Origin of the sequence: Pseudomonas sp. BIGb0558, assembly GCF_024807515.1 — a bacterium.
Lineage (GTDB): Bacteria > Pseudomonadota > Gammaproteobacteria > Pseudomonadales > Pseudomonadaceae > Aquipseudomonas > Aquipseudomonas yamanorum_A.
In genome coordinates this window covers 21,207-43,364 of the sequence record NZ_JANUEW010000039.1, presented here as the reverse complement: position 1 = coordinate 43,364, position 22,158 = coordinate 21,207, and the positions used below count along the sequence as shown (strand labels likewise).

Annotated in this window: 19 protein-coding genes and 1 pseudogene; 16 read left to right on the top strand and 4 right to left on the bottom strand. The window is 62.0% G+C overall.

Annotated features, from left to right (window positions below; all coding sequences use genetic code 11):
* Nucleotides 1-351: 351 nt before the first annotated feature.
* From M2400_RS28365 to M2400_RS28355, 3 genes are all read right to left on the bottom strand, one after another.
* Nucleotides 352-1,146, bottom strand: a complete 795-nt coding sequence (locus M2400_RS28365) for an ABC transporter permease (RefSeq protein ID WP_259199482.1) — start codon at nucleotides 1,144-1,146, stop codon at nucleotides 352-354.
* Nucleotides 1,143-1,820, bottom strand: coding sequence for an ATP-binding cassette domain-containing protein (locus M2400_RS28360; protein WP_259199484.1), 678 nt, complete (start codon nucleotides 1,818-1,820; stop codon nucleotides 1,143-1,145). The genes M2400_RS28365 and M2400_RS28360 overlap by 4 nt, the downstream gene beginning before the upstream one ends.
* 238 nt (nucleotides 1,821-2,058) lie before the next feature.
* Nucleotides 2,059-2,523, bottom strand: a complete 465-nt coding sequence (locus M2400_RS28355; RefSeq protein WP_177048849.1) for a metallophosphoesterase family protein — start codon at nucleotides 2,521-2,523, stop codon at nucleotides 2,059-2,061.
* A gap of 193 nt (nucleotides 2,524-2,716) precedes the next feature.
* Between M2400_RS28355 and M2400_RS28350 the strand changes: the two genes are divergently transcribed.
* From M2400_RS28350 to pnuC, 12 genes are all read left to right on the top strand, one after another.
* Nucleotides 2,717-3,922, top strand: a complete 1,206-nt coding sequence (locus tag M2400_RS28350; protein ID WP_259199488.1) for a DUF1835 domain-containing protein — start codon at nucleotides 2,717-2,719, stop codon at nucleotides 3,920-3,922.
* Between the two features lie 60 nt (nucleotides 3,923-3,982).
* On the top strand, nucleotides 3,983-4,909 hold the full coding sequence (locus M2400_RS28345; RefSeq protein WP_177115511.1) for a LysR family transcriptional regulator: 927 nt from the start codon (nucleotides 3,983-3,985) through the stop codon (nucleotides 4,907-4,909).
* A gap of 112 nt (nucleotides 4,910-5,021) precedes the next feature.
* A complete protein-coding gene (locus M2400_RS28340) occupies nucleotides 5,022-6,305 on the top strand; it encodes an NAD(P)/FAD-dependent oxidoreductase (RefSeq protein ID WP_259199500.1) in 1,284 nt (427 codons plus the stop codon).
* A 13-nt stretch (nucleotides 6,306-6,318) separates the two neighbouring features.
* Nucleotides 6,319-7,032, top strand: a complete 714-nt coding sequence (locus M2400_RS28335; protein WP_177115513.1) for an SDR family NAD(P)-dependent oxidoreductase — start codon at nucleotides 6,319-6,321, stop codon at nucleotides 7,030-7,032.
* A 91-nt stretch (nucleotides 7,033-7,123) separates the two neighbouring features.
* A complete protein-coding gene (locus tag M2400_RS28330) occupies nucleotides 7,124-8,473 on the top strand; it encodes an MFS transporter (RefSeq protein WP_177115514.1) in 1,350 nt (449 codons plus the stop codon).
* Between the two features lie 8 nt (nucleotides 8,474-8,481).
* Nucleotides 8,482-8,874, top strand: coding sequence for a Rid family hydrolase (locus M2400_RS28325; protein ID WP_177115515.1), 393 nt, complete (start codon nucleotides 8,482-8,484; stop codon nucleotides 8,872-8,874).
* 147 nt (nucleotides 8,875-9,021) lie between these two features.
* Nucleotides 9,022-9,942: an ABC transporter substrate-binding protein gene (locus M2400_RS28320; RefSeq protein WP_259199526.1), complete on the top strand. Its 921-nt coding sequence runs from the start codon at nucleotides 9,022-9,024 to the stop codon at nucleotides 9,940-9,942.
* On the top strand, nucleotides 9,939-11,057 hold the full coding sequence (locus M2400_RS28315; protein ID WP_259199529.1) for a phosphotransferase: 1,119 nt from the start codon (nucleotides 9,939-9,941) through the stop codon (nucleotides 11,055-11,057). Before M2400_RS28320 ends, M2400_RS28315 begins: the two co-directional genes overlap by 4 nt.
* Complete coding sequence (locus M2400_RS28310; protein ID WP_259199531.1) at nucleotides 11,054-11,926, top strand: sulfurtransferase; 873 nt, start codon at nucleotides 11,054-11,056, stop codon at nucleotides 11,924-11,926. The genes M2400_RS28315 and M2400_RS28310 overlap by 4 nt, the downstream gene beginning before the upstream one ends.
* Nucleotides 11,927-12,051: 125 nt before the next feature.
* Entirely contained in the window at nucleotides 12,052-14,199 is a 2,148-nt protein-coding gene (locus tag M2400_RS28305) for a TonB-dependent siderophore receptor (protein ID WP_259199535.1), read from the top strand.
* A 12-nt stretch (nucleotides 14,200-14,211) separates the two neighbouring features.
* Entirely contained in the window at nucleotides 14,212-15,045 is an 834-nt protein-coding gene (locus tag M2400_RS28300; protein ID WP_259199538.1) for a 5'-nucleotidase, lipoprotein e(P4) family, read from the top strand.
* Between the two features lie 15 nt (nucleotides 15,046-15,060).
* Nucleotides 15,061-15,627, top strand: coding sequence for a nicotinamide riboside transporter PnuC (gene pnuC, locus M2400_RS28295; protein ID WP_259199552.1), 567 nt, complete (start codon nucleotides 15,061-15,063; stop codon nucleotides 15,625-15,627).
* A gap of 27 nt (nucleotides 15,628-15,654) precedes the next feature.
* Here pnuC and M2400_RS28290 read toward each other — a convergent pair.
* Nucleotides 15,655-15,777, bottom strand: a pseudogene (locus tag M2400_RS28290) (type VI secretion system tube protein Hcp); the annotation flags it as partial.
* Between the two features lie 139 nt (nucleotides 15,778-15,916).
* Between M2400_RS28290 and M2400_RS28285 the strand changes: the two are divergent.
* The 4 genes from M2400_RS28285 (at nucleotide 15,917) to M2400_RS28270 (ending at nucleotide 21,756) form a co-directional block, all read left to right on the top strand.
* Nucleotides 15,917-16,831, top strand: coding sequence for an NAD synthetase (locus M2400_RS28285; protein ID WP_259199576.1), 915 nt, complete (start codon nucleotides 15,917-15,919; stop codon nucleotides 16,829-16,831).
* 2 nt (nucleotides 16,832-16,833) lie between these two features.
* Nucleotides 16,834-17,388, top strand: a complete 555-nt coding sequence (locus M2400_RS28280) for a hypothetical protein (RefSeq protein WP_218174967.1) — start codon at nucleotides 16,834-16,836, stop codon at nucleotides 17,386-17,388.
* Nucleotides 17,389-17,447: 59 nt separating this feature from the next.
* Entirely contained in the window at nucleotides 17,448-18,179 is a 732-nt protein-coding gene (locus M2400_RS28275) for a UTRA domain-containing protein (RefSeq protein WP_177048837.1), read from the top strand.
* A 106-nt stretch (nucleotides 18,180-18,285) separates the two neighbouring features.
* Nucleotides 18,286-21,756 carry a hypothetical protein gene (locus tag M2400_RS28270; protein ID WP_259199590.1) on the top strand — a complete coding sequence of 1,157 codons (3,471 nt, stop codon included), beginning with the start codon at nucleotides 18,286-18,288 and terminating at the stop codon, nucleotides 21,754-21,756.
* The last annotated feature ends 402 nt before the right edge of the window (nucleotides 21,757-22,158 follow it).

Below are 22,158 nucleotides of genomic sequence, written 5' to 3'. Positions count from 1 at the left end.
ATGGTTGTTAACGATGACGCTGGCATCCTGAATGAACGCGCCGTTCTCAGGTTCTTCGCCGGCAAGCCAGCTCCTACAGAAAAGCGGCTTTTGCTTTTGCTTTTGCTTTTAACACTCAGGTCGGCTTTCAGGCCGCCGTGCTGTTGATCTTGCTCTTGATCTGACTGCCCCATTCAGCCCTAGCGAGGCGCCGACAGGCGGGGCAGAGCCCTTTGCTTACTTTGGGCTGGGCCGGCATTCCGGCTTTTCCAAAGTGAGCCGCTGTAAGAGCGGAACCAATAGCAGCCGTTACCGCAGGAATGGATATGTACACAGTAAACCACCCAAAACCGCTACCCGCCCTCACCAGGATTACACCCGCTCTTCAAGCCGATACCGCAAAAACCGATGCCCCGGCGAAAACAACCGCCGGTAGGTAAGCAACACCGCACCCACCGTACCCAACGCCGAAGACGCGGCGATCAAAAACATGATCACAATCTGGTAACGCACCGCGTCCACCGGACTCTCTCCCGCCAGCACCTGGCCAGTCATCATGCCGGGCAGGCTGACAACCCCCACCACCGTCATCTGGTTCAGCGTCGGAATCATCCCCGCCCGCACCGCCTGGCGAATCGCGTCCTGCGCCGCTTCCCAGCGCGAACCACCCAACGCCAGGACCATCTCGATAGTATTGCGCCCCGAGGTCAGCTCCTGAGTCATGCGCTCAATCCCCAACGATACACCGGTGAGCGTATTCCCGAGAATCATCCCAAGAATCGGGATCGCATACTGCGGCTCGTACCACGGGTGAATCCGGATGATCGCGAACAGGCCAACCGCCGTCACCAGCCACGAACTGCCCCACACCGACACAATGCTGTCGGCCCGCTGCCCGGCATAGGTACGCTTGCCACGCCCGGCGGCCGAGAGTCCGGCGATCAGGGTCATCAGGCACATCAGCGGCAGCACCACGTACCAGTAGGCAAATTCAAAGACCCAGCCCAGCAAATACCCGATCGCCAGCAACTGCACCACCGTGCGCACAGCAGCCCAGAACAACTGGCGTTCCAGGCCCAGGCGCAACAACAGCGACAGCGCGCCATTGATCAGGATCAGCGAAGCGGCGATGGCCATGTCCAGTGCCGTAAGATCGTGATAGTTCATGGCTGCACGGCCCCCGTCAGCACACCGGCATCCATGTGCAGGTGAGTGGTGCTCATGCGTTGCGCCTGCTCAAGGTCGTGGGACACCCAGATGTAGGCATGGTCGTTATCCGCTGCGGCCCAGGCGTTGATCAGCGCCTCCACTTCCCGGGATGAGGCCGGGTCGAGGGCGGCGGTGGGCTCATCCAGCAACAGCACATCGGGATTGAGTTGCAGGGTGCGGATCAGTGAAACCACCTGGGATTCACCGCCGGACAAATCCCCGGCGGTCTTTGCCAGGAAGCCCGGCTCTTTTCCCGCGTGGGCCAGCAGTGCATTGACGGCCTGCGGGTCGAAACTGAGGTGGTGCAAGGCCTTGAGGCTGTACGGGAAACGCAGGTTGTCTTCCACGCTGCCCTCGATCAGCGCCGGGCGTTGGGCGAGGTAGCTGATATGGCTGCGGTACTGCGGGATTTGCACGTTGGCGATGGGTTGCCCATTCCAGAGGATATCCCCGGAGGACGGTGCATCGAGCAAGGCAAGTGCCCGCAGGAATACGCTTTTGCCGGAGCCGGATGAGCCGGTGATGGAGATCCGGTCGGCGCGGTGCAGTTGGAAGTTCGTCGGGTGCAACAGTTGGAGTTGGCGGCGCTCGTCCATCCGCGTGAGCGCCCGGGTTTCGACTAATACGCTCATGGAGTTGATGATCCTTGTTCCTGATTTAGGCGCAATGGTAAGACACGTGGCGAGGGAGCTTGCTCCCGCTGGGCTGCGCAGCAGACCCAAGAAATTGACGGGTTTTTTTCAGGTGTATCGCAGTGGCTTTATTGGGGCCGCTTCGCAGCCCAGCGGGAGCAAGCTCCCTCGCCACAGCAAGCTCCCTCGCCACAGCAAACTCCCTCACCACAACAAGCCCTCTCGCCACAGGTTTTATTCAGCGCTTGGGCTCCAGCGACACCAGGCGCGGCTTGATGGACTTCTCCCGCACCTCGAGCAGCGCCAGGGTCACCGGCAACTTGAAACGCCGCCGCCCTGCACTGCCGGGATTGAGAAACAATCGCTCGCCGCGCCACTCGATCAGCGGCTTGTGGGAGTGGCCGGTGATCACCAGCCTGATGTCCGGATCAAGCACCTTCGGCACATCGGCAATGTCATGCACCAGCAGCGACCGCCAGCCATTCAGGTCGAAATCCAGCCGGTCAGCCAGGTGTTCTGCCCAGGCGGCGTCGAGGTCGTTATTGCCGCGCACCACATGCAACGGCGCAATCGAGGCCAGCAGTTCGAGAATTTCCGGGCTGCCGATATCCCCGGCGTGAACAATCTGCTCGCACCCCTCCAGGGCCGCCAGGGCCTCGGCGCGGAGCAGGCCGTGGGTATCGGAAATCACACCAACTTTCATGAACGTCTCCTGTGCCAGACACCGGCACTCTGCGCCGGGCGGCTTGCAATCAACCATTGCACTGCCTATATTTCCCGCCTGGCGCCATCTACGCCACCATCCGCGGAAAGGGCTGCGCCCAAGACCTTGACTGAATATCACATTTCTACGACTCCCAACCTTAAAGCGGACAAGGTTTGTGCAAGGAGATCGTATGTCGCAATCATTATCGTCTACTAACGGCCGTATCAACCTTGAGCAGCAACGCAAGCGCGCCAAGGAGCTTTTGCAGCGCCTGAAAAACGCCGATACCGCCGCAACCCCGACCTTGTCCGAGGCTCAATGGCTGATCGCCAAGGATCTCGGCTTCCCCAGCTGGCCCAAGCTCAAGGCCCACGTCGATGCGGTGGATTTTGCCGCCCGCCATCCAGGTTTCGACGCCAGCGATGAAGCCCGCACCACCCACTGGCGCTGCGGCAACGACATCGCCCACAGCCTCGGCGTGGCGGGGTTCAAGGGCCACTTTCGGATGCTGATTGATCCATTGTGCATGGGCCCGGTGCAGGACCTGCCAGCCGAGCACTACCAGGCCGTTCGCAGCCGCTACATCAGCCAGGTGTTTGCCATGGATGAGGCCGAGGTGGCGCGCCGGCATGCCGACGAATACACCCATCTTGAACAGTTGGGCAGCAGCGGCCACAGCGTATTGTGGTGCGAGGCGGATGCGTACGATCAGTTGTTCCTGATGCGTGCGTTGGCGGGGCTTGAGCATCTGCCTGAAAAGCTTGAGCTGATCGAGGTCGACCGTATCCCCGGCGTGCAACGTTTTATCGGCATTGGCCAATTGGCGCCCGAAGTGTTGGCATGGCTCTGGCCCCAGCGCCGCCCGGTCGATGAGAGCATGCTGCAACTGGCGCGGCAGGCCTGGTCGGCGTATTGCGCCAGCTCGCCGCTCAAGCTGGCGGAACTGGGCCGGGCCCACCATCCATCCCTGCCCTTCCTGGCCCCGGCGTTGCGCCGGCAGTTGCAGGAGCTGCCGGGGACGCGGGACGGTTTGTCACTGACCGAGCGCCTGTCCCTGCACTACGTGGCCGAGGCCGGGCCGGTGCCGTTTGGCAGGGTGTTTGCCGAGTTGATGGGCAAGCGTGAACCGCTGCCGTACCTGGGAGACATGATGTTCCACGCGCTGATGCGGCCGTTGATTGATGGCGAGAATCCGCTGTTGATCGAGTCCGAGGCTCAGTTGCCATGGCCTCAACGGGTGCTGGCATTGACTGCGCTGGGTCGTCAGGTTTTAAACGAGAAGGCTTACTGGCCGGACCATACAACCGCAGAACGCTGGGTCGGTGGCGTCTGCCTGCGCCCGCGCCACTCCCACTGGACGATTGACGAACACGGCATGCCCCTGTGGCGTGATTGATTCTTCGCGAGCGCTTTGTTCTGTGTCATGTTGAACCGAAATAAGCTGCGGTTCAGCGCCATGACCTTACAACAGCTCAACTACTTTCTCGCCGCCATCGAGCACGGTACGTTCTCCAAGGCGGCGGAAAGCCTGCATATTTCCCAACCCTCATTGTCCGAGCAGATCCTGCGGCTGGAGGAGCATTTGGGCACCCAGGTGTTTATCCGCACCAATCGGCGGCTGATGCTCACCGAGGCCGGGCGACGCCTGCAGCCGTTTGCACAAGGCATGGTGACGTCAGCCCGCCAGGGTTATGAAGCAGTGCAGGCGGTGCGCGAGCTGTCCGGTGGCGTGGCCAGCTTTGGTACCTTCGGCACCGCCCACCACTATTTCCTCACGGACCTGATCGAGCAGTTCCGCACCCTGCATCCGGACATGCGGATCAAGATCGTCGGCTACAACTCCTCGGAAATCGCCGAGCTGGTGAGTCAGGGCGAGATTGAAGCGGGGTTGGTGATGCTGCCGATCAAGCAGCAGAACCTCACCGTCAGCGAGCCGGTATGGTCGGCCCAGGTCGGCTATATCAGCGCCGACCCCGAGCGCCTCAAGGGCCCGAAAACCATCAGTGACCTGGCGGTGGCGCCGTTGATTCTCACCGAAGCGCGCTGGCGCACCGCCGACCCGATTCGCCGGCTGCTGGCGCAACTGGCGTCCAAGGGTGGCGAGGTGCTGGACCCGATCATCGAGGTGGAGCACCAGATCACCGGCTTCGAACTCGCGGCACGCGGGCTCGGCGATGTGATCGCCACGCGCCCGATCCTGCATCAGCTGGGCTTCAACGATCGCCTGGGCTGGGTGCCGATCAGCCCGGCGATCTTCGAGGTGTTCGGCTTTATCCACCGTCATGACACGCCCATTTCGCCACCGACGCGGGTGCTGATCAACCTGATGCGCAGCCACTTGAGCCGCATCCAGAGCCTGTATGCGCACCTGGAGACGCTCTAGCCATAGGGATCACCTATGGGAAACACATGACTTAGCCCATTCATCCACCTCTTGCCGAGCGGGATACTCCAGCCACGGACGCCAACAACAGGCGCTTGAATGGGGAGTCAGCATGTCCAATCACTACTGCATCATTGGGGCCGGGGCCGCGGGGCTGGCAGCGCTGAAGACCATGACCGATGCCGGTTTCGAGGTGGACTGCTTCGAAAAGTCCGCCAACATCGGCGGCCACTGGAACACCGACTACGACGCCCTGCACCTGATCACGCCCAAGAGCAGCTCCTTCTTTGACGGGTTTCCAATGCCCGCTGACTATCCGGTGTACCCGAGCCGCGATCAGGTCAAGGCGTACATGAACGCCTACACCGACACTTTCGGCCTGCGGGAAAAGATCACCTTCAACACCGAAGTGCGCAGCCTCAAGCCCCTGGACGAAAACGGCGAAGCCGGCTGGCAAGTGACCCTGGCAGACGGCAACCACAAGCGCTACACCGGCGTGCTGGTAGCCAACGGTCACTTGTGGGATTGCAAGATCCCCGAGGTGGGCAAAGCGTTCACCGGCGTGTCGATTCACTCCGGCGAATACCGCAACGTGCAGCAGGTACAAGGCAAGGTGCTGGTGGTGGGTTTTGGCAACTCCGGTTGCGACCTTGCGGTGGATGCCGCCCAGGCTCGCCTGGACACCACCATTGCGATCCGCCGTGGCCAACTGTTCCAACCCAAGACCCTGTTCGGCCTGCCCCGGGGCGAGCTGCCGTTGCTGGGGCAGTTGCCGCCCGAGCAACAGAACATGGTGATGAACATGCTGATCATGGCCAGCGTCGGCACCCACAAAAACTACCCCGGCCTGCCGGCGCCAGACACCTATGACCTGGACGCCCAGCCGCCCGTGGTCAACACCCTGCTGCTGTACTGGATCCAGCACGGCCGGATCAAGGTCGCACCGGGTATCGAACGCATCGAAGGCAAGACGGTCACGTTCACCGATGGCAGCCAGGTGGATTACGACACCATCGTCTGGGCCACCGGCTTCAATACGCGCTTGCCGTTCCTCGATGAACGCCTGCTGCAATGGCGCGACGGTGTTCCGCTGCGCACCGCCGCGATGACCTTGCCGACCAACCTCGAAGGCCTGTTCTACATCGGCCTGGGCGCGCCACGCGGCCCGCAATGGCCGGTGTATTGCGAGCAGACCCGCTTGGTGATGCGCTTTCTCGGCCTGCGCGAGCGTGGCATGAAAAGCCTGGCGGCGAAGTTTGCCCAGTTGCAGCCGGCCGACTCGCGCATCGATATCGTCAAGCGCGAATGGCTGAGCAACTACCAGGACACCCAGCGCCAACTGGATGTGCTGGAACTGGCGCTGCAACCCGACACACCTCTTCCTCAATACGCCTGATCGGATAGCCCTTATGAACACTGCACCGCACTCCAGCGTTATCGTCACCGGGACGTCCTCGGGCATGGGCCTGGCCGTCGCACAGCGCTTTCAGGCTGAAGGCTGGCACGTCGTCGCCGTGGACGTGACGCCCAGCACACAGCCGGCAAGCCCTTTGTTTTCGCCGGTGGTCGGCGACATCACCCAGGAAGCGACACTGGCCCGTACGCTCGATGCCGCCCTGGACGGCAAGGCACCGCTGCGAGCCGTGGTGAATGCGGCGGGGATCTTCCCCACTTCATCCCTGGAAAGCTTCAGCGAGTCGCTGTACCGCAGGATTTTCGATATCAACGTACTGGGCTCATTGAACATCGCACGCATCGGCACCCGTCACCTGAAAGCCGCCGGTGGTGGCGCGATCGTGTTCTTCGCCTCGGTGGATGCGTTCACTGTGTCGAAAAACCAGCTGCTCTACAGCGCCTCCAAGGCCGCCGTAGTGTCGATGACTCGCTCCCTGGCCATCGAACTGGCCGGGGACAATATTGTGGTCAACGCCCTGGCCCCGGGCTGGGTGGACACCGAAGGCACCCGTGCCGGCGGCCGCATCGAAGCAGCCATCGAATCGATCCCTTTGAAACGCGCCGCGCGGGTCGAAGAAATCGCCGACTGGGTCTGGCAACTGAGCGCCAAACCCTCCTACATCACAGGCGAATCATTGTGCATCGCCGGGGGCGTATATATGCGTTGACCCCTGCGTCCGCAGGCCCCGCGCACCAGACGCGGGCCTGCCACTCCCTATTGACTGCTGCCTCACTACAATTATTCCAGAGGGCAATATCATGGGCGAAGTTCACGCTTCCTCGATTCATCCAGGTTTTCCGGCCGACCGTGCAACGGCTGAACCATCACGCAAACGGCTGACCAAAGCAGTCGTCGGCGTCACACTGGGCAACATGGTCGAATGGTTCGACTTTGCGCTTTACTCCTCTCTCGCCGGGATCATCGGCAAGACGTTTTTCCACAACGACAACCCGACCACCCAGTTGATGGCGATCTACGCCACCTTCGCGGCGGGGTTCCTGATTCGACCCTTGGGCAGCCTGGTGTTCGGCCCCATCGGCGACAAGTTTGGCCGCCGCACGGCGCTGTCGTTGAGCATCACGCTGATGGCCGTCGCCACGTTCGCCATTGCCTTCATCCCGAGTTACGCCAGCATCGGCCTGTTTGCGCCCGTTCTGTTGATTCTCATGCGCCTGCTGCAGGGCCTGTCGGCGGGTGGCGAATACGGCGGCTCCTGCACGTTCATCGCCGAACATTCACCGGACGAACGACGCAGCTTTTTCACCAGTTGGCTGGAGTTCGGCAATATCTCCGGGTTCCTGCTGGGCGGTGCGGTGGTCAGCCTGTTTACCCTGGGCCTGGGCGAACAAGCCATGCAGGACTGGGGCTGGCGCGTGCCCTTTGCAATTGGCGGCCTGCTCGGCCTGATCGCCCTCTACCTGCGCCTTGGCCTGGAAGAAACACCGGTGTTCAAAGAAATCCAGGCCAATGAAAAACAGCGCAAGGCCACGGGCGCCGAACCCAGCCTGTTCAACCTGCTGGTCAACGAGTGGCCGAAAATCCTGCAATGCATGGGCCTGGTCACCGTGTTCAACGTGACCTACTACATCATCCTCGGGTACATCCCGGGTTACCTGGAGAACGTACTCGGCTACAGCAATACCTTCGCCAGAAACCTGGGGATGGCCGCGACCCTGTTCATGCTGGTGTTGATCCCGGTTTCAGGCCTGCTGGCCGACCGCCTGGGCCGCAACCGGATGATCATTACCGGCTGCGTGCTGCTGATCGTCATGGCGTTCCCCTGCTTCATGCTGCTGCATACCCAGAGTGTCTGGTTGCTGCTGGCTGCGCTGCTGATCCTGACCCTGGCCCAATTGTTCTTTGAAGGGGCAATGCCGGCCACCATGACCTCGCTGTTCAAGGCCCGCGTGCGCTACAGCGCCCTGGCCTTGAGCTACAACGTGGCGGTCTCGCTGTTCGGTGGCACGGCCCCGTTGATCAATACCTGGCTGATATCGATCACCGGCAACCAGATGATTCCTGCCTGGTACCTGATCGGCGGTGCCGTGGTCGGCCTGATTTCGATCCTGTTCGTCAAGGATTCCACCGGTAAATCCCTCCCAACATGAGAACCACCATGACCAGTAAAACCACAGCGCGGCAAACCATTTCCTCGGGCGGTCAGTACGAAAACGTGTTCGGTTACTCCCGCGCCGTGCGCGTGGGCAACCACCTGCACATCTCCGGCACCTGCGCCTCGCCCGACTACGAACACAGCAATGCGTACGAGCAGGCCCAGGCCATTCTCGTCACCGTCAACAAGGTGTTGGCCGAGGCCGGGATGGCGCCTGGAGACGTAGTGCGCACCGTGGTCTACCTGCGGGATATCAACGACGCCGCCTCCGTCGCCAAGGCACACAGCGAGGTGTTCGATGCTATCCGCCCGGCCAGCAGCCTGATCCAGGTGGATTCGATGCTGCGTCCCTGGCAGAAGGTCGAAATCGAGACGTACGCCATCGTTGCCGATTGACCCTGGCGATGGCGTAAAAACCGCGGCTTGAGCCGCGGTTTTTTTTGGTCCCGGTTATATCCATAGCAATAAACGATATTGGTATATACCAGATTGCTCCCTTATAAATCGCCCCCATCACAAGACTGCAAGCTGGAGTAGCAAGCGATGGTGTCGGTAAAGGTAATGCTGGAGTACTTTCATCCCTGGCCGAATTCGGCGGGTTTGTATCTTGCGCGGGAACGCGGTTGGTACGCCGAGCTGGGGCTGGATGTGGAGTTGGTGGTGCACGATCCCTATCGGGGCGACACCCTTGAACACCTGCTGACCGGCGCGGCGGACTTCGGCATTTTCCCGAGCAACCGGCTGCTGGTCCGGCGCGGCCTGGGGCAAGCGCTGCAAGGCATCGCGGCGATCAATCATGCGGGCCTGGAATCAATTCAGACCCTGACCGACTCCGGTATCCAGCGCCCTCGGGACCTGGTGGGCAAGCGCCTGGCGCTCAATCCCACACCGCGGGGTTTGGCGATGGTGCGTCATCTGGTGAGCAACGACGGTGGCGATCCGGATGGCGTGATCCTGGTGGACAGCGGCGTGCGTGAGCTACGCCCCGAGCAGTTGGCCGAAGGGATCGCCGATGCCAGTTTCGGCGGCTACTGGGCCTGGGAAGCATTGATGCACAGTCCTATCAAGGCCGAGCGCCGGGTGGTGTTGCCGGTGGATGAGATTGGCGCACCGGCGTATCACAGCTACCTGTTGGGCGCCCACGAACGGACCCTGGCCGAGCAGCCCGGGCTGGTGCGTGATTTCCTCGCAGCCACGGCCCGCGGCTATCTCGCCGTGGCCGAGGAGCCGGCGATTGCGCTGGCGGCCTACGAACACACCACGCCGTATTTCCCGGCGGAATTGCTCAGCGCATCCCTGCACAAGATCGCCCCGACCTGGCTGCATGGCGGCCGCTGGGGCGAGCAACGCCAGGCGCTGCTCAAGCCTTACGCCGAGTGGCTGCACGAGCACGCGGTGCTCGACAATCCACAGGTATGGCAAGAGGCAACCAGTAACGCCTATCTGCCCGGGGCAGCGGCATGAATCCACAACGCACCGCCCATGGCCTGGGGCTTGACCCGGTAGCGGCCGACTGGCCCGCGCTGCACGAAGCGGATATCCAGCACCTGCTGCGCGAGTACCCGCACCTCGGGCAACTGCGCAGCCTGCATTGGCACAGCCCGCGACCGTTTTCCGCCGCAGGGCTGATCACCACCAGCAGCGCCACCCTGTTCGTCAAACGGCATCACCAGCAGGTGCGGCAAGCCACGTGGCTGGAGGAAGAACACCGCCTGATCGCTCACCTGCATCGGCACGGGGCACCAGTGGCGGCAGTGGTGCGCAACCGCCATGGCGCGACGGCCACGAAGCAGGGCGAATGGACCTATGAGATTCACCACGTCGCCAAGGGCCTGGACCTGTACCGCGACGCGCTGTCGTGGTCGCCGTTTCAAACGACCCAACACGCTTTGGCGGCAGGCGTCGCCCTGGCTCAGCTGCATCAAGCGGCTGAAGGCTACACCGCCCCACACCGCCAAACCGAAGTGCTGCTGGCCAACGCCCGACTGATCGAACAACCCGCGCCACTGGCAGCTATCGCCAACACCCCGGCGCTGGCCGACTACCTGGCCGACAAGGACTGGCACCCGCAACTCACCGAGCTGCTGTTGCCCTGGCACGCACCACTGCAACCCTTGCTGCAGCAGCAACCGCCACTCTGGACCCACAACGACTGGCACGCCTCGAACCTGCTGTGGAATGAAGACGGCACGGTGTCCAGCGTGCTGGATTTCGGCCTGGCAGACCGCACCTTCGCCCTCTACGACCTGGCCACCGCCATCGAACGCAACGCCGTGCCCTGGCTGGACCTGGACAGCGATGGCCCGGCGATCGCGGACCTCGATAGCGTCGACGCGCTGCTTGCCGGCTACCACCAAATCCGGCCACTGAGCGCCCAGGACCTGCACACCCTGAGCGCCCTGCTGCCGTTGGTGCATGTGGATTTCGCCCTGTCCGAAGTGGCGTACTACCAGGGCGTGGTGGGTTCTACCCGCAGCGCCGACGTGGCCTATCACGCTTATCTGCTGGGCCATTTGCAGTGGTTTGCCGGTGCCCAGGGGCAACGCTTGCTCGCTCATATCCGGCGCAAATCCGTATGAGCGTCCTGGTCGATACCGATTGGCTGCATGCCCGCCTCGGCGACCCAGGCTTGGTGATTCTGGACGCTACCGTGGTGCTGCCGTCGCCGCGTTTTGACGGAGATTACCGGGTCGCCAGCGGGCATGCCGGCTGGCTGCAGGCGCATATCCCCGGCGCACGGCATGCCGATTTGTTGAGCGACTTTGCGGACTCCCACGCCAGCTACAGCTTCGCCCTGCCAACCCCGCAAGCCCTGGTTCAGGCCCTGGCAAACCTGGGCTCAGGTGCCGGCAGCCAGGTCGTGATCTACGACCGCGCCGACGGTTTCTGGGCCGCACGCCTGTGGTGGATGTTGCGCGGGCTGGGTATTGCTGCGTCGGTGCTGGACGGTGGTTTCAACGCCTGGCAACGGGCGGGCTTAGCGCAGCACAGCGGGCAGCCGGCAATAACCAGCGCCGTCGAACCCTGGCCAATTCACGCCTATGCGCCACTGTGGATCGACCGTGCCGGCGTTGAAGCGGTGGTCGCAGGGGACTCACCCGGCGTACTGATCTGTGCATTGGGCGCCGCCTTGTTCGAAGGCACTGCAGCCACCCGCTACGCCCGGCGCGGGCACATTCCCGGCAGCCACAACCTGCCAGCACGCACGCTGTTTGATGCCCAGGGTCGCTACCTGCCCAAGGACGCCCTGGCCCTGGCCATCGGACCCACGCTGCTGCACAGCGACGGTCCACTGATTCTCTATTGCGGCGGCGGCATTTCGGCTGCGGCCAACGCCCTGGCCCTGACCCTGCTGGGTCGCCAGGACATCGCACTCTACGACGGCTCGCTCCAGGAATGGGCCGCCGACGCACGCTTACCAATGACTACCGGAGCAGCTCCGGCCTGACGCCTTCGCGGCGACCCCGGCTTTTTAATTTCGTACTGGCAACCCGTCCGTTGCGCAGCGCTGGGCCCCTTTGCGCCCAACAAAGCGCGAAGCGCCAGCGGGCAGGCCCTTGGAGCGCTCCTTTTATGGCAACACCGTACCGCCACACCCTGCTCGCCCTGAGCATCACCCTCGCCGCCACGGCCGCCCACGCCCAGGACGCAACCCTGGACACCGTCACCGTGGTCGGCGAACAGGCCACCGATTACCAGGCCAAAAAGGCCGCCGTCGCCGGCTTCGATAACGCCCCGTTGCTGGACACCCCGGCCTCGGTGGCGGTGATCACCGAGGCCCGCCTGAAAGACCAGCAAGCCCGCCTGCTGAGCGAGGTGTTGAAGAACGACGCCTCAGTGGGCGACAGCTACGCGCCGGTGGGGTACTACGAGAATTTCGTGGTGCGCGGCTTCTCGCTGAACCCCGCCAGCAGCTACAAGATCAACGGCCGTACCATCACCGGCGAACAGAACGTGGCGCTGGAGAACAAGCAGCAGGTGGAAGTGCTCAAGGGTCTGTCCGGGCTGCAAAGCGGCGTGTCCGAGCCCGGTGGCCTGGTGAACTACGTGAGCAAGCGCCCGGAGAATGTGCGCTCGGTGACCGTGTCCACCAACGAACACGGCGAGCGCTACCTGGCCACCGACGTCGGCGGCTGGCTCGGCGCCGAGCAGCAGGTGGGCGTGCGGGTCAACCTGGCCCACGAAGACATCCGCTCCTACGTCGACCACGCCGACGGCCAGCGGGATTTTGCGTCCCTGGCCCTCGACTGGAACATCAGCCCCAACGCCCTGCTGCAACTGAACGCCGAGTACCAGAACCGCGAGCAGCGCTCGGTGCCCGGTTATCAATTGCTCGGCGGCACCACCGTGCCCCACAACGCATCGCCACGGGATTTGCTGGGCTACCAGAGCTGGTCGAACCCGGTGGGCATCAAGTCGTTGAACCTCGATGGCCTATTCGAATACCGCTTCAACGAGGCCTGGAAAGCCAGCTTCAGCGCCTCCCGCAGCCGCGTGGTGATCGACGACTACAGCACCTTCGCCTGGGGCTGCTACGGCGCCGCCAGTTGCGCCAACACCGCAGTGCCCAACCACTTCAGCGCCGAGGGCGACTACGACATCTCGGACTACCGTAGCCCCGACGACACCCGCAGCAACGAAGAAGCCCAGGCCGCGCTTAACGGCCAGTTCGACACCGGGTTTCTCAAGCACGACCTGACCTTCGGCACCACCGCCTTCCGCCGCGTGGTGGACCGGCGCACGTCGATCAACGAATACATCGGCGAAGGCAATATCTACGAAAAACCGCCGGTGCTTGATCCTTACGAGGGCCCACTGGGCCACACCTACCGGCGCCTGGACAGCCGCCAATACGGGCTGTTCGCCAGCGACCGCATCAGCTTCAACGAGCAGTGGCAAACCATCCTCGGCGGGCGCCAGGTGCGCCTCGACGAAGAAACCTACGACCAGGCCGGCGACACCACCCGCCATACCCAGCGCAGTGTGTTTCTGCCCCAGGTGGCATTGATCTACAAGCCGCGCCCCGACACGACACTGTACGCCAGCTACAGCAAGGGCCTGTCCCTGGGCGGTACGGCAGCGTGGTTCAGCAGCAACGCCGATGAAGTACTGCCACCGACCACTTCGCGCCAGCTGGAAGTGGGGATCAAGCATGACTTGCAGCGCCTGAGCCTGACCGCCGCGCTGTTCCAGATCACCCAGGACCTGCAATACAACCGGCCCAACGATGACGGCACCATCACCTTTGTGCAGCAAGGCAAGCAGAAGAACGTGGGCCTGGAGCTCTCGGCCAACGGCCGGGTGACCGACAACCTGCAAGTCTCGGCCAGCGTGGCGGCGATTCGCGCCCGGGTGAGTGGCAGCGGCACCGACGACTATGACGGCCACCAGGCGATCAACGTGCCCAAGCTGCGTGCCAGCCTGCACGGCGACTACAGCATTCCCGGGATCAAGGGCCTGGCCCTGCTCGGCGGGGTGCAATACAGCGGCAGCAAGTACGCAAACCGCGAGGCCAGCGTGAAGGTCGACGACTATGCGGTGTTCGATGTGGGCGGACGCTACAGCACCAAAGTCGGTGATTACGATACTGTGCTGCGCCTGACCGTCGACAACCTGTTCGACAAACGCTACTGGCGCGACGTGGGTGAATCCGCGGGCGATGGCTACCTGTTCCTGGGCGCGCCACGCACCGCGCGGTTATCCGCCACCGTCAATTTTTGAGGCTGACTGTTCATGCGTAATCTGATTTTTTCCAGTGTGTGCCTGCTCTCCACCGCCCTCGTCGGCTGCCAGCAGCAACCACCCGCCAACGACCAGCTGGATGCGGTGCTGTGGACCCAAACGTCCATCGAGCACGAGCTGATCTACCGCCAGGTATTCGCCAACGCCACCCGGCAACTGGACGTGGCCCTCAACACTGCGGACTGGGACGCCCTGCCCTTGCCCCCGCGTAATCTGACCGGGTTGCCGCCGGCAGTGATCGTCGATATCGACGAAACCGTGCTCGACAACATCCCGCTGAACGCCCGGGACATCGTCAATAACCAGGTCTACTCCTACGACCGCTGGAACACCTGGGTCGACCAGGCCAAGGCCCAGGCGCTGCCCGGCGTCGCGTTCCTGCAGGCCGCCAAACACAAAGGCATCACGGTGTACTACATCACCAACCGTGAGCAAAGCCAGGTCCAGGCCACCGTCAACAACCTGCGCCTGCGAGGCTTTCCGGTAGACAGCGACCAGCAGGTACTGGCCGCCGGCACCCCGATTGGCGGCTGCGAACAGGCCGGCTACGGCAAGAACTGCCGCCGCCAATGGGTCGCCCAACATGCCCGCGTGCTGATCCTGGCCGGTGACTCCCTGGGGGATTTCGTGCAGGCCGAACACAACACCCTCGACGCCCAGCGCAAGGCCGCCGAACCCTACCTGGGCTGGCTCGGCCAACGCTGGTTCGTGCTGCCCAACCCGACCTACGGCAACTGGTACAGCGCGCCCTATGGCGACCAGGAAAAACTGCCCTTTGAACGCAAGCGCCAGCTCAAGCAACAGGCGCTGCACCTGCAAAATTGACCCTGAGGGGACCGTATGACGCCGCTGGAAATAGTCGCTGTGATTTTCAATATCGCCGGGGTGTGGCTCACCGCCCGACGAGTGCGCTGGTGCTGGCCGGTCAGTGTGGTCGCGGTGTTGCTGTACGGCTGGATCTTCTTCGAGGTGAAGCTGTATTCCGACATGCTCCTGCAACTGGTCTTCGCTGTGTTGCAGGGCTACGGCTGGTGGCGCTGGAGCACCGGGCGCATCGACGCGGGCAAGGTGCGGGTCGAGCGTTTGCCGGTGCAGGAAGCGTGGCGTCATTTATTCGCAGGTGTGATCGGCGCCCTGCTGCTGGGCGCCGCCATGCACCACTTCACCGATGCCGCACTGCCGTGGCTGGACTCGCTGCTCACCGCTTTCAGCCTGGTGGCCAGCCTGTGGGCGGCGCGCAAGTATGTGGTGAGTTGGTGGCTGTGGATCGTGCTGGATACGGTGTACGTCGGGCTGTTTGTGTACAAGGATTTGCAACTGACCGCCGCGTTGTATGCCGGGTTTGTGGTGCTGGCGGCGTATGGGTTGGTGTCGTGGCAGCGTGATTTGCGCCAACAGGAACAGTGAGTGAGCGGGCGATGCCCGCTTCACCCCTCAGATCTTGACGTTCTGCCGGATGTTCCAGCCAAACTTCACCGGGCCACCTTCCTTGCCACCGTCGGCCTTTTGCGCCTGGTAGCTGACTTCCACGCTGGCAAAATTCAGGGCGATGCTTTCCTGAAGTAGTTCACTGTTATCTTCAGTACGCCCAAGCAGGATCAGGAAGTGCCTGTCTTGAAAAGGCGAACGCTCCTACATTCATTTGCGCCATGCCCTCTCTACTCTCTCGGCTCTCGCAAACTCCAGGAGTTAAGGAATGGCTGCTTCCCTGCTGAAAGACGGATTCCCTTCAGCCCATCTCACCACCCGCCAACGGATTGAAAACAGCCTCGACCTGCATCGATTGTTCTTCGCCATCGACAGCGATCCAGCGCTGATCGGCGCTGGCGTGGTGTACATCGATGAGCAGTTCAACGTGGTGACCCTGCGCGACTTCCAGCCGATTTGCAGTGTGGTGCCCAAGAAGGTGGTGTTGCGCGAGGCGCCCAGGTATGTGGGGCCTTCTGAGTTCAAGCGGATGCTGACCCATGAGCCTCGGGAGTCGAAGCGGGTGGCCGAGGCACTGAATACGGCCGTGACGTGTACCGGGGCGATACTGAGCTGGGTGGTGATTTCGAGCGGGATTGCGCTGATGCCGTTTACGGCCGGGACCAGTGCGGTGATTACGTTTATTGGCCAAGCGGCTACCGCCGCCAGCACTGCCCAATGTCTTATAGGGTTGGGTCGAACGAGTGCTGAAGCGTTCGCACCGCAGGCTCTTGATCGCCTGGACAGCACCACGTGGTTTGAAGCGGTAACCGTTGCTCTGGATGGTGTTGCTTTGCTGGGAGTTGCTACTTCGACATTGACCACAGTAAAGGCCATCCAGGTCACCACGAAAGTAACCGGCAAATCCGTTCAACAGGTACTCAAAGGCCTCACCCGACAAGAGCGGGTCAAGCTGAATGATGAGTTACTCAAAATCCGGGACCCGCGCCTGACGTCAAAATTGCTCAAGTTGAAACAGGCTTCCGGTGCCGCCACCAAACGCATCAGTGCTACGCAAATGCAGCGAGCGACCACCAACCACATCAGAGACGCCTTGGCTGCAACGCTGGGTTTTACCAGCAGCGCCATGTCAGGAAACGTCAAGACACTGGCTATCGGAATCTATGAAGAGGTTAGCCAGTGAACATGCGCAAAAAGACAAAAAATCTGAGCAATGTGGCCGGAGACTTTAAAGACTGGAAAGCAATGAGCGGGAAAGACCTCTACTATTCGATTTTTTTCTTTGAAGACCCGCGACCACTGCTGAAGCGCTACATGCCTACCATCGCGAGCTGGATGCTTGCGGGGTGTTTTTCCATCGCAATGATGGGCATCTTGGTTCTAGTAACCTACCTTGATAATGCCCCCGAAGATCGCACGCTACGTAATTGGTTTTTTGGCGGATTGGCTGTAAGCATATTGTTTTCCCTGGCGCAGATTCAGGTTGTGTACGGCCGGCCCCACTGGGTCTGGATGAACGTAGGGGTCTATTTCGCTTGCCTGCTGATATCTCTCCCCGCCATCACCTACCGCCCCAACCCTTACCTCTACTCCATGGCGCTGCTTGGCCCGCTGGTGGGCTTGCTGATCCTCAACAGCAACCGCTGCCGGGAAATGCGCCAGAAAATGCTCGAGATCCGCCACAAACGCGAAGCGATCATTGCGACGCTGAAAGAACAGGGAAAATGGAAGTGGTGGTGACCTGCGCCAACAGGAACGGTAGAGTCACGCCCACGCCCGGCCTGCACACGGAACCCAGGATGCCTTTCGACCCGATTTCACCGCACTACCAGCGCATTCGCGAACAGATCGCCCACGATATCGCGGCGGGTGTGCCCCAGGCGGATGAGAAATTCCCGTCCGAACGGGAGATGATCGAGCGCTTCGGCTGCACCCGGGTCACCTTGCGCCAGGCCTTGCAGCAGCTGGAAGCCGAAGGCCTGGTGTATCGGGAAAACCGTCGTGGCTGGTTTGTAAGCCCCCGGCGCATCCGCTATGACCCAACACGCATCAGCGGCTTTATGGATTACGTAAGTGCCCAAGGCCGTACGCCGCGCACCGAATGCCTGCACGCAGAGCTGCGCCCCGCGGGCGACTGGCTGGCCAGGCGGATGGGCCTCGCGTCGGCGGATGAGCCGATGTTTTTCCTGCAACGGCGGCGCTGGATCGACCGGCGGCCAGTGTTGCTGGAGTTCAATGCGCTGCTGGCAAGCTGGTGCCCGGGGCTGCTGGACGCCGACTTGAATACCTCGCTGACCCAGCTGCTGCGGGAGCGGTTTTCCCGGGTGCAGTCGCGGTGTGAGCTGGAGATGCACATTGGCACCGTGAATGAAGAGCAGGCCGAGTTGCTGCAATTGTCCACCGGGTCCACCAGTGTTTATCTGGAACGCTTGAACTTCGGCGAAAACGACCAGCCGGTGGAGTTCGACCAGGAGTTCTGGCGCCCGGATGCATTGTCGATCGTGATGGAGACGCGCTATCCCGGGACCTGAATTTCACACCTGTGAAAGCTTGTGACTTGTTGCCAACAAACCCGTTTTCACTCGCTTGCAGCGCCTAATATCCAGTCCTCGTGCGCCCATCACATGGACTGAACCGATGATCACCCGCCCCGAAAAGTCTGCCTCCCCCCGCGTCGATCAACCCAACGCTCCCGAGCGCGTTTTCGACGCTGTCCTGAACAAAGCCAAAATCCTCGCCACCTCGGGAACAAGCGACAAAACCCTCAAGCCCGACGACTACAAGGAAGTCACCGCCCTCCCGGCCAAACTCGACATCGACAAGCTCAAGGTCATTTCCGAAGACAAAGACGCCGGGGTGATCTACTTCGAACAGGACGGCGCCAAATACAAGATCAGCGCCGAGGGTGCGGCCAACGCCCAGGACGGCTTCGACGTATTGAAGAACCTGCGCTTCGGCCATGCCGTGGCCCCGGTCAATCAGGGCGGGCCCGACGAAGGCACGCCGCTGTACACCTTCCTCCAGACCCTGGCCGAAACCCAGGGCACCCCGGCCGGCAAGGCCATTGTCGAAAGCCTGAAGAACCCCGACCAGCAGCTGCTGCGCGAAGACGGCGACGGCGTGCGCCTGGCCAACATCAAATCCGTGGGCAAGGCCGAAGACGGCATCCTCAAGGTCAGCCTGGAAAACGGCAAGACTCTGGTCATTTCCGAATTGCTCACGCCCCAGGCGTTCAGCACCTACACCCAGGCCGGGGTGACCAAGGAAGCCCTCAATGACGGCAAATCCAAAGGTTATGAAGAAGTCACCAGCCTGCCGGGCGACCTCGATTTCAGCCAGTTGAAAGTGGTGTCGGAAGACAGCAGCGCCGGGGTGATCCTGTTCGAGCACCAGGGCCACAAGTATGCGATCAGCAAGTCCGAAGCCGACCTGCCACAACCCGGTGCCGACCTGAGCAACCCCAACCCCAACGCCGGCGGCACCTTCTACAACTTCCTCCACGCCGTGCACGCCAGCGAAGGTTCCCAGGCCTTCGACTACATCAAGAACGCCCAGTCCCTGCCTGGCCAGGAACTGCTGCGCAAGGACGAGGCCAGCCTGAAGCTGGGTGACATCAGCAAGGTCGACGCGCCCATGGACGGCATCCTGGTGGTCAACCAGGCCGACGGCAAATTGCTGGTAGTGTCCAAGGACATCACCCCCGAAGCCTTCGCCGCCTACACCACCAAAGGCCAAACCCTGGCCGGTATCGAAAAGGCCAAGGGCGACGGCTACACCCTCGCCGGCCCGGACGCTTACCTGGGCTCCACCGAAGACATCATGAGCGTCGGCGGCGCCGGGGATTATGGCCCGGGGCTGATCGCCTTCACCCAGCACAAGCCGGGGGGCAGCGAAGAGAAAATCGTGGTCTCGGAAGACAGCAACCCACAGATGTTCGAACAGATTTCCGGCTACCGCAGCGACATCGCCGCGCAGACCACCGACGTCGACAAGCTGCGCACCGACAACGGCCTGCCGCCGCTCAAGGACGTGTCCGTCGACAACCTCACCACCACCGAAAAAGATGAAAGCGGCAACCCGCTGTCGGTGCAGGACCTGTCGATGAAAACCCTGGTGGACAGTTACCGCGCCGGGGTCAAGGACGGCAGCATTGGCAAGGACGACCCGCGCGCCAAGTTCCTGCGGGCGGTGGAAGCCCGGAGCATGGCCGACAACGGCATGTCGATCATTCCCGAGCACGGTTTCGGCAACCAGGGCATCGCCACCACGCCCATCGACGTGACCTCCCGGGACGTGCGCGACAACATCTTCGACACCAAGGCCATCGACCAGACCATCAACGACCTGCTCGGCGACTCGACCATCCAGCACGACATCAAGGCCAACCACGACGCGGCCCTGGGCAAGGTCGACGGCGGCCAGGCCAAGGTCGATGAAACCAAACAGAAACTGATCGACAGCACCTCCTCAGAGAATTTCACCAAGTACATCAAGTCACTGCAGGACAGTGGCAAGACCGAACTGGCCACCCAGGAAATCCAGACCGCCTACACCGCCCTGGCCGATATCGACCCGGCCAAGGCCGACAGCTTCCTGCAAAACCTGCAGATCGATGGCTACACTGATGCCGTCGAAAAGCTGATGGACGACCCGACCAAGATCTCTGACGACAACACTGCGTTGGCCACCACCGACAACACCATGGCGATCTTGTCGATGCTCAAGGGCAGCGCCGACGGCCTGCCGCGCCAGGCGCTGGGGGTGTATTCGAAATTTGTCGACCAACTGCTCAAGGACAAAAACGCCGCCGCCGACTTCGGCAAGGCGATGATTTCCCTCGGCGACACCTGGCAGAAAAACGGCGTGATCAGCTTCAGCGACATCGACAAGGCCGTGAGCAAGGAGATCATGCCGGGCCTCAGCGAAGAGAACCGCAGCGCGTTCGTGAAGAACCTCAACTTCCTCAAGGACAACGGCGTACTCGGCTCGGTGGGCGGTGCAATCGGCATGGGCCGGATCGTCTACCAACTGGCGGGCCAGGGCGGCAAGCTGGCGGATACGCCGATGAAACGCCTGGGCATCGCCAACGACTTCCTCGGCTTCCTGGGCACCGGCTCGCATTTCGCCACACTGGGCTTGAAGGTCTACGACAAATTGCGCGGCACCAACGCCTACAAACTGATGGGCTTCGATCGCTCCCTGCCCGACCTGTGGGCCAAGCCCGGCGAGGGTTACCACGCGCTGCCCAAGGACGCCGAAGCGGTGCAGAAGAAGTACTTCGAGATCGTCGACCAGGCCATGGACGACGGCAAGGACGTGGGCAAGGCCCTCAACAGCGGCGGCTGGAGCGACGAAGGCGCGAAGAAGGTCCAGGAAGGCATCGAAAAAGGCATCGCCAGCCGGGGCGGCGTGGCCGGGGCCGGGTTTGGCGCGAAGTTCGCCAGCAGCGCGATCAAGGTGATCGGCATGGCCACCGACGTGGCAGGCGGCGTGATCAGCGTGGTGCAGGCGGCGTTCACCCTGCGTGACGGTGTGCGCGAGAAAGACCCGGTGAAAATCGCCTCGGGCTCACTGTCCATGGCGGGCGGTGTCAGCAGCCTGGTGGGCGCGGCAGGCGGCGTGCTGGGAACGCTGGGGGTGACCGGGCGGATCATTCCATTCCTGGGGCCGGTGGGCTTCTTGATCTCCGGTGCGTTGTCGTTTGTCGGGGCGATTTTGAGCACGGTGCAGTCCCATAAGCTGCACAAGATCTCGATGCAGAACTGGGACCAGATCCAGGACTTCAAGCAGGACGGCTTGCTCAAGCCCAATGGCGATGAGGCGTATGTGTGGTTGCAGACGTACCTGTCCGACTGGGGCCAGCGGGATGCGCCGCAGGACCAGAGCATTTTTGATTTCCGCAAGGAAGAGTGGGATGCGCGGTCGAGTATTCGTGGCGGGGATCATCGGCGCGATCATCCGGACTTCATCGGGGACGGGAACAACCGTAATTCAGAGGACTACAAATACTCACTGAAACCGTCGGAATGGACCAATGAGAACCACGACATCATCTGGCGGGTGGGGGATGGGTATGGCGGTGAATACCATGATGTGGACAAGCCCTGAGCCAACTGGCACACCCTAAATCCAATGTGGGAGCTGGCTTGCCTGCGATGGCAATGTATCAGGCACCCACTTCAGTGCCTGACCCAACGCTATCGCAGGCAAGCCAGCTCCCACATTTTGTTCGGTGTTCGGCTCAAGAGTGGGATGCGCTCAAGCATTCGCTGAAACCGTCGGAATGGACCAAGGAGCACCACGACATTATCTGGCGGGTGGGGGATGGATATGGCGGTGAATATCACGATGTCGACAAGCCCTGATCCAACTGGCACACCCTGAATCCAATGTGGGAGCTGGCTTGCCTGCGATGGCAATGTATCAGGCACCATTTCAGTGCCTGACCCACCGCTATCGCAGGCAAGCCAGCTCCCACATTTTGTCCGGTGTTCGGCTCAAGAGTGGGAT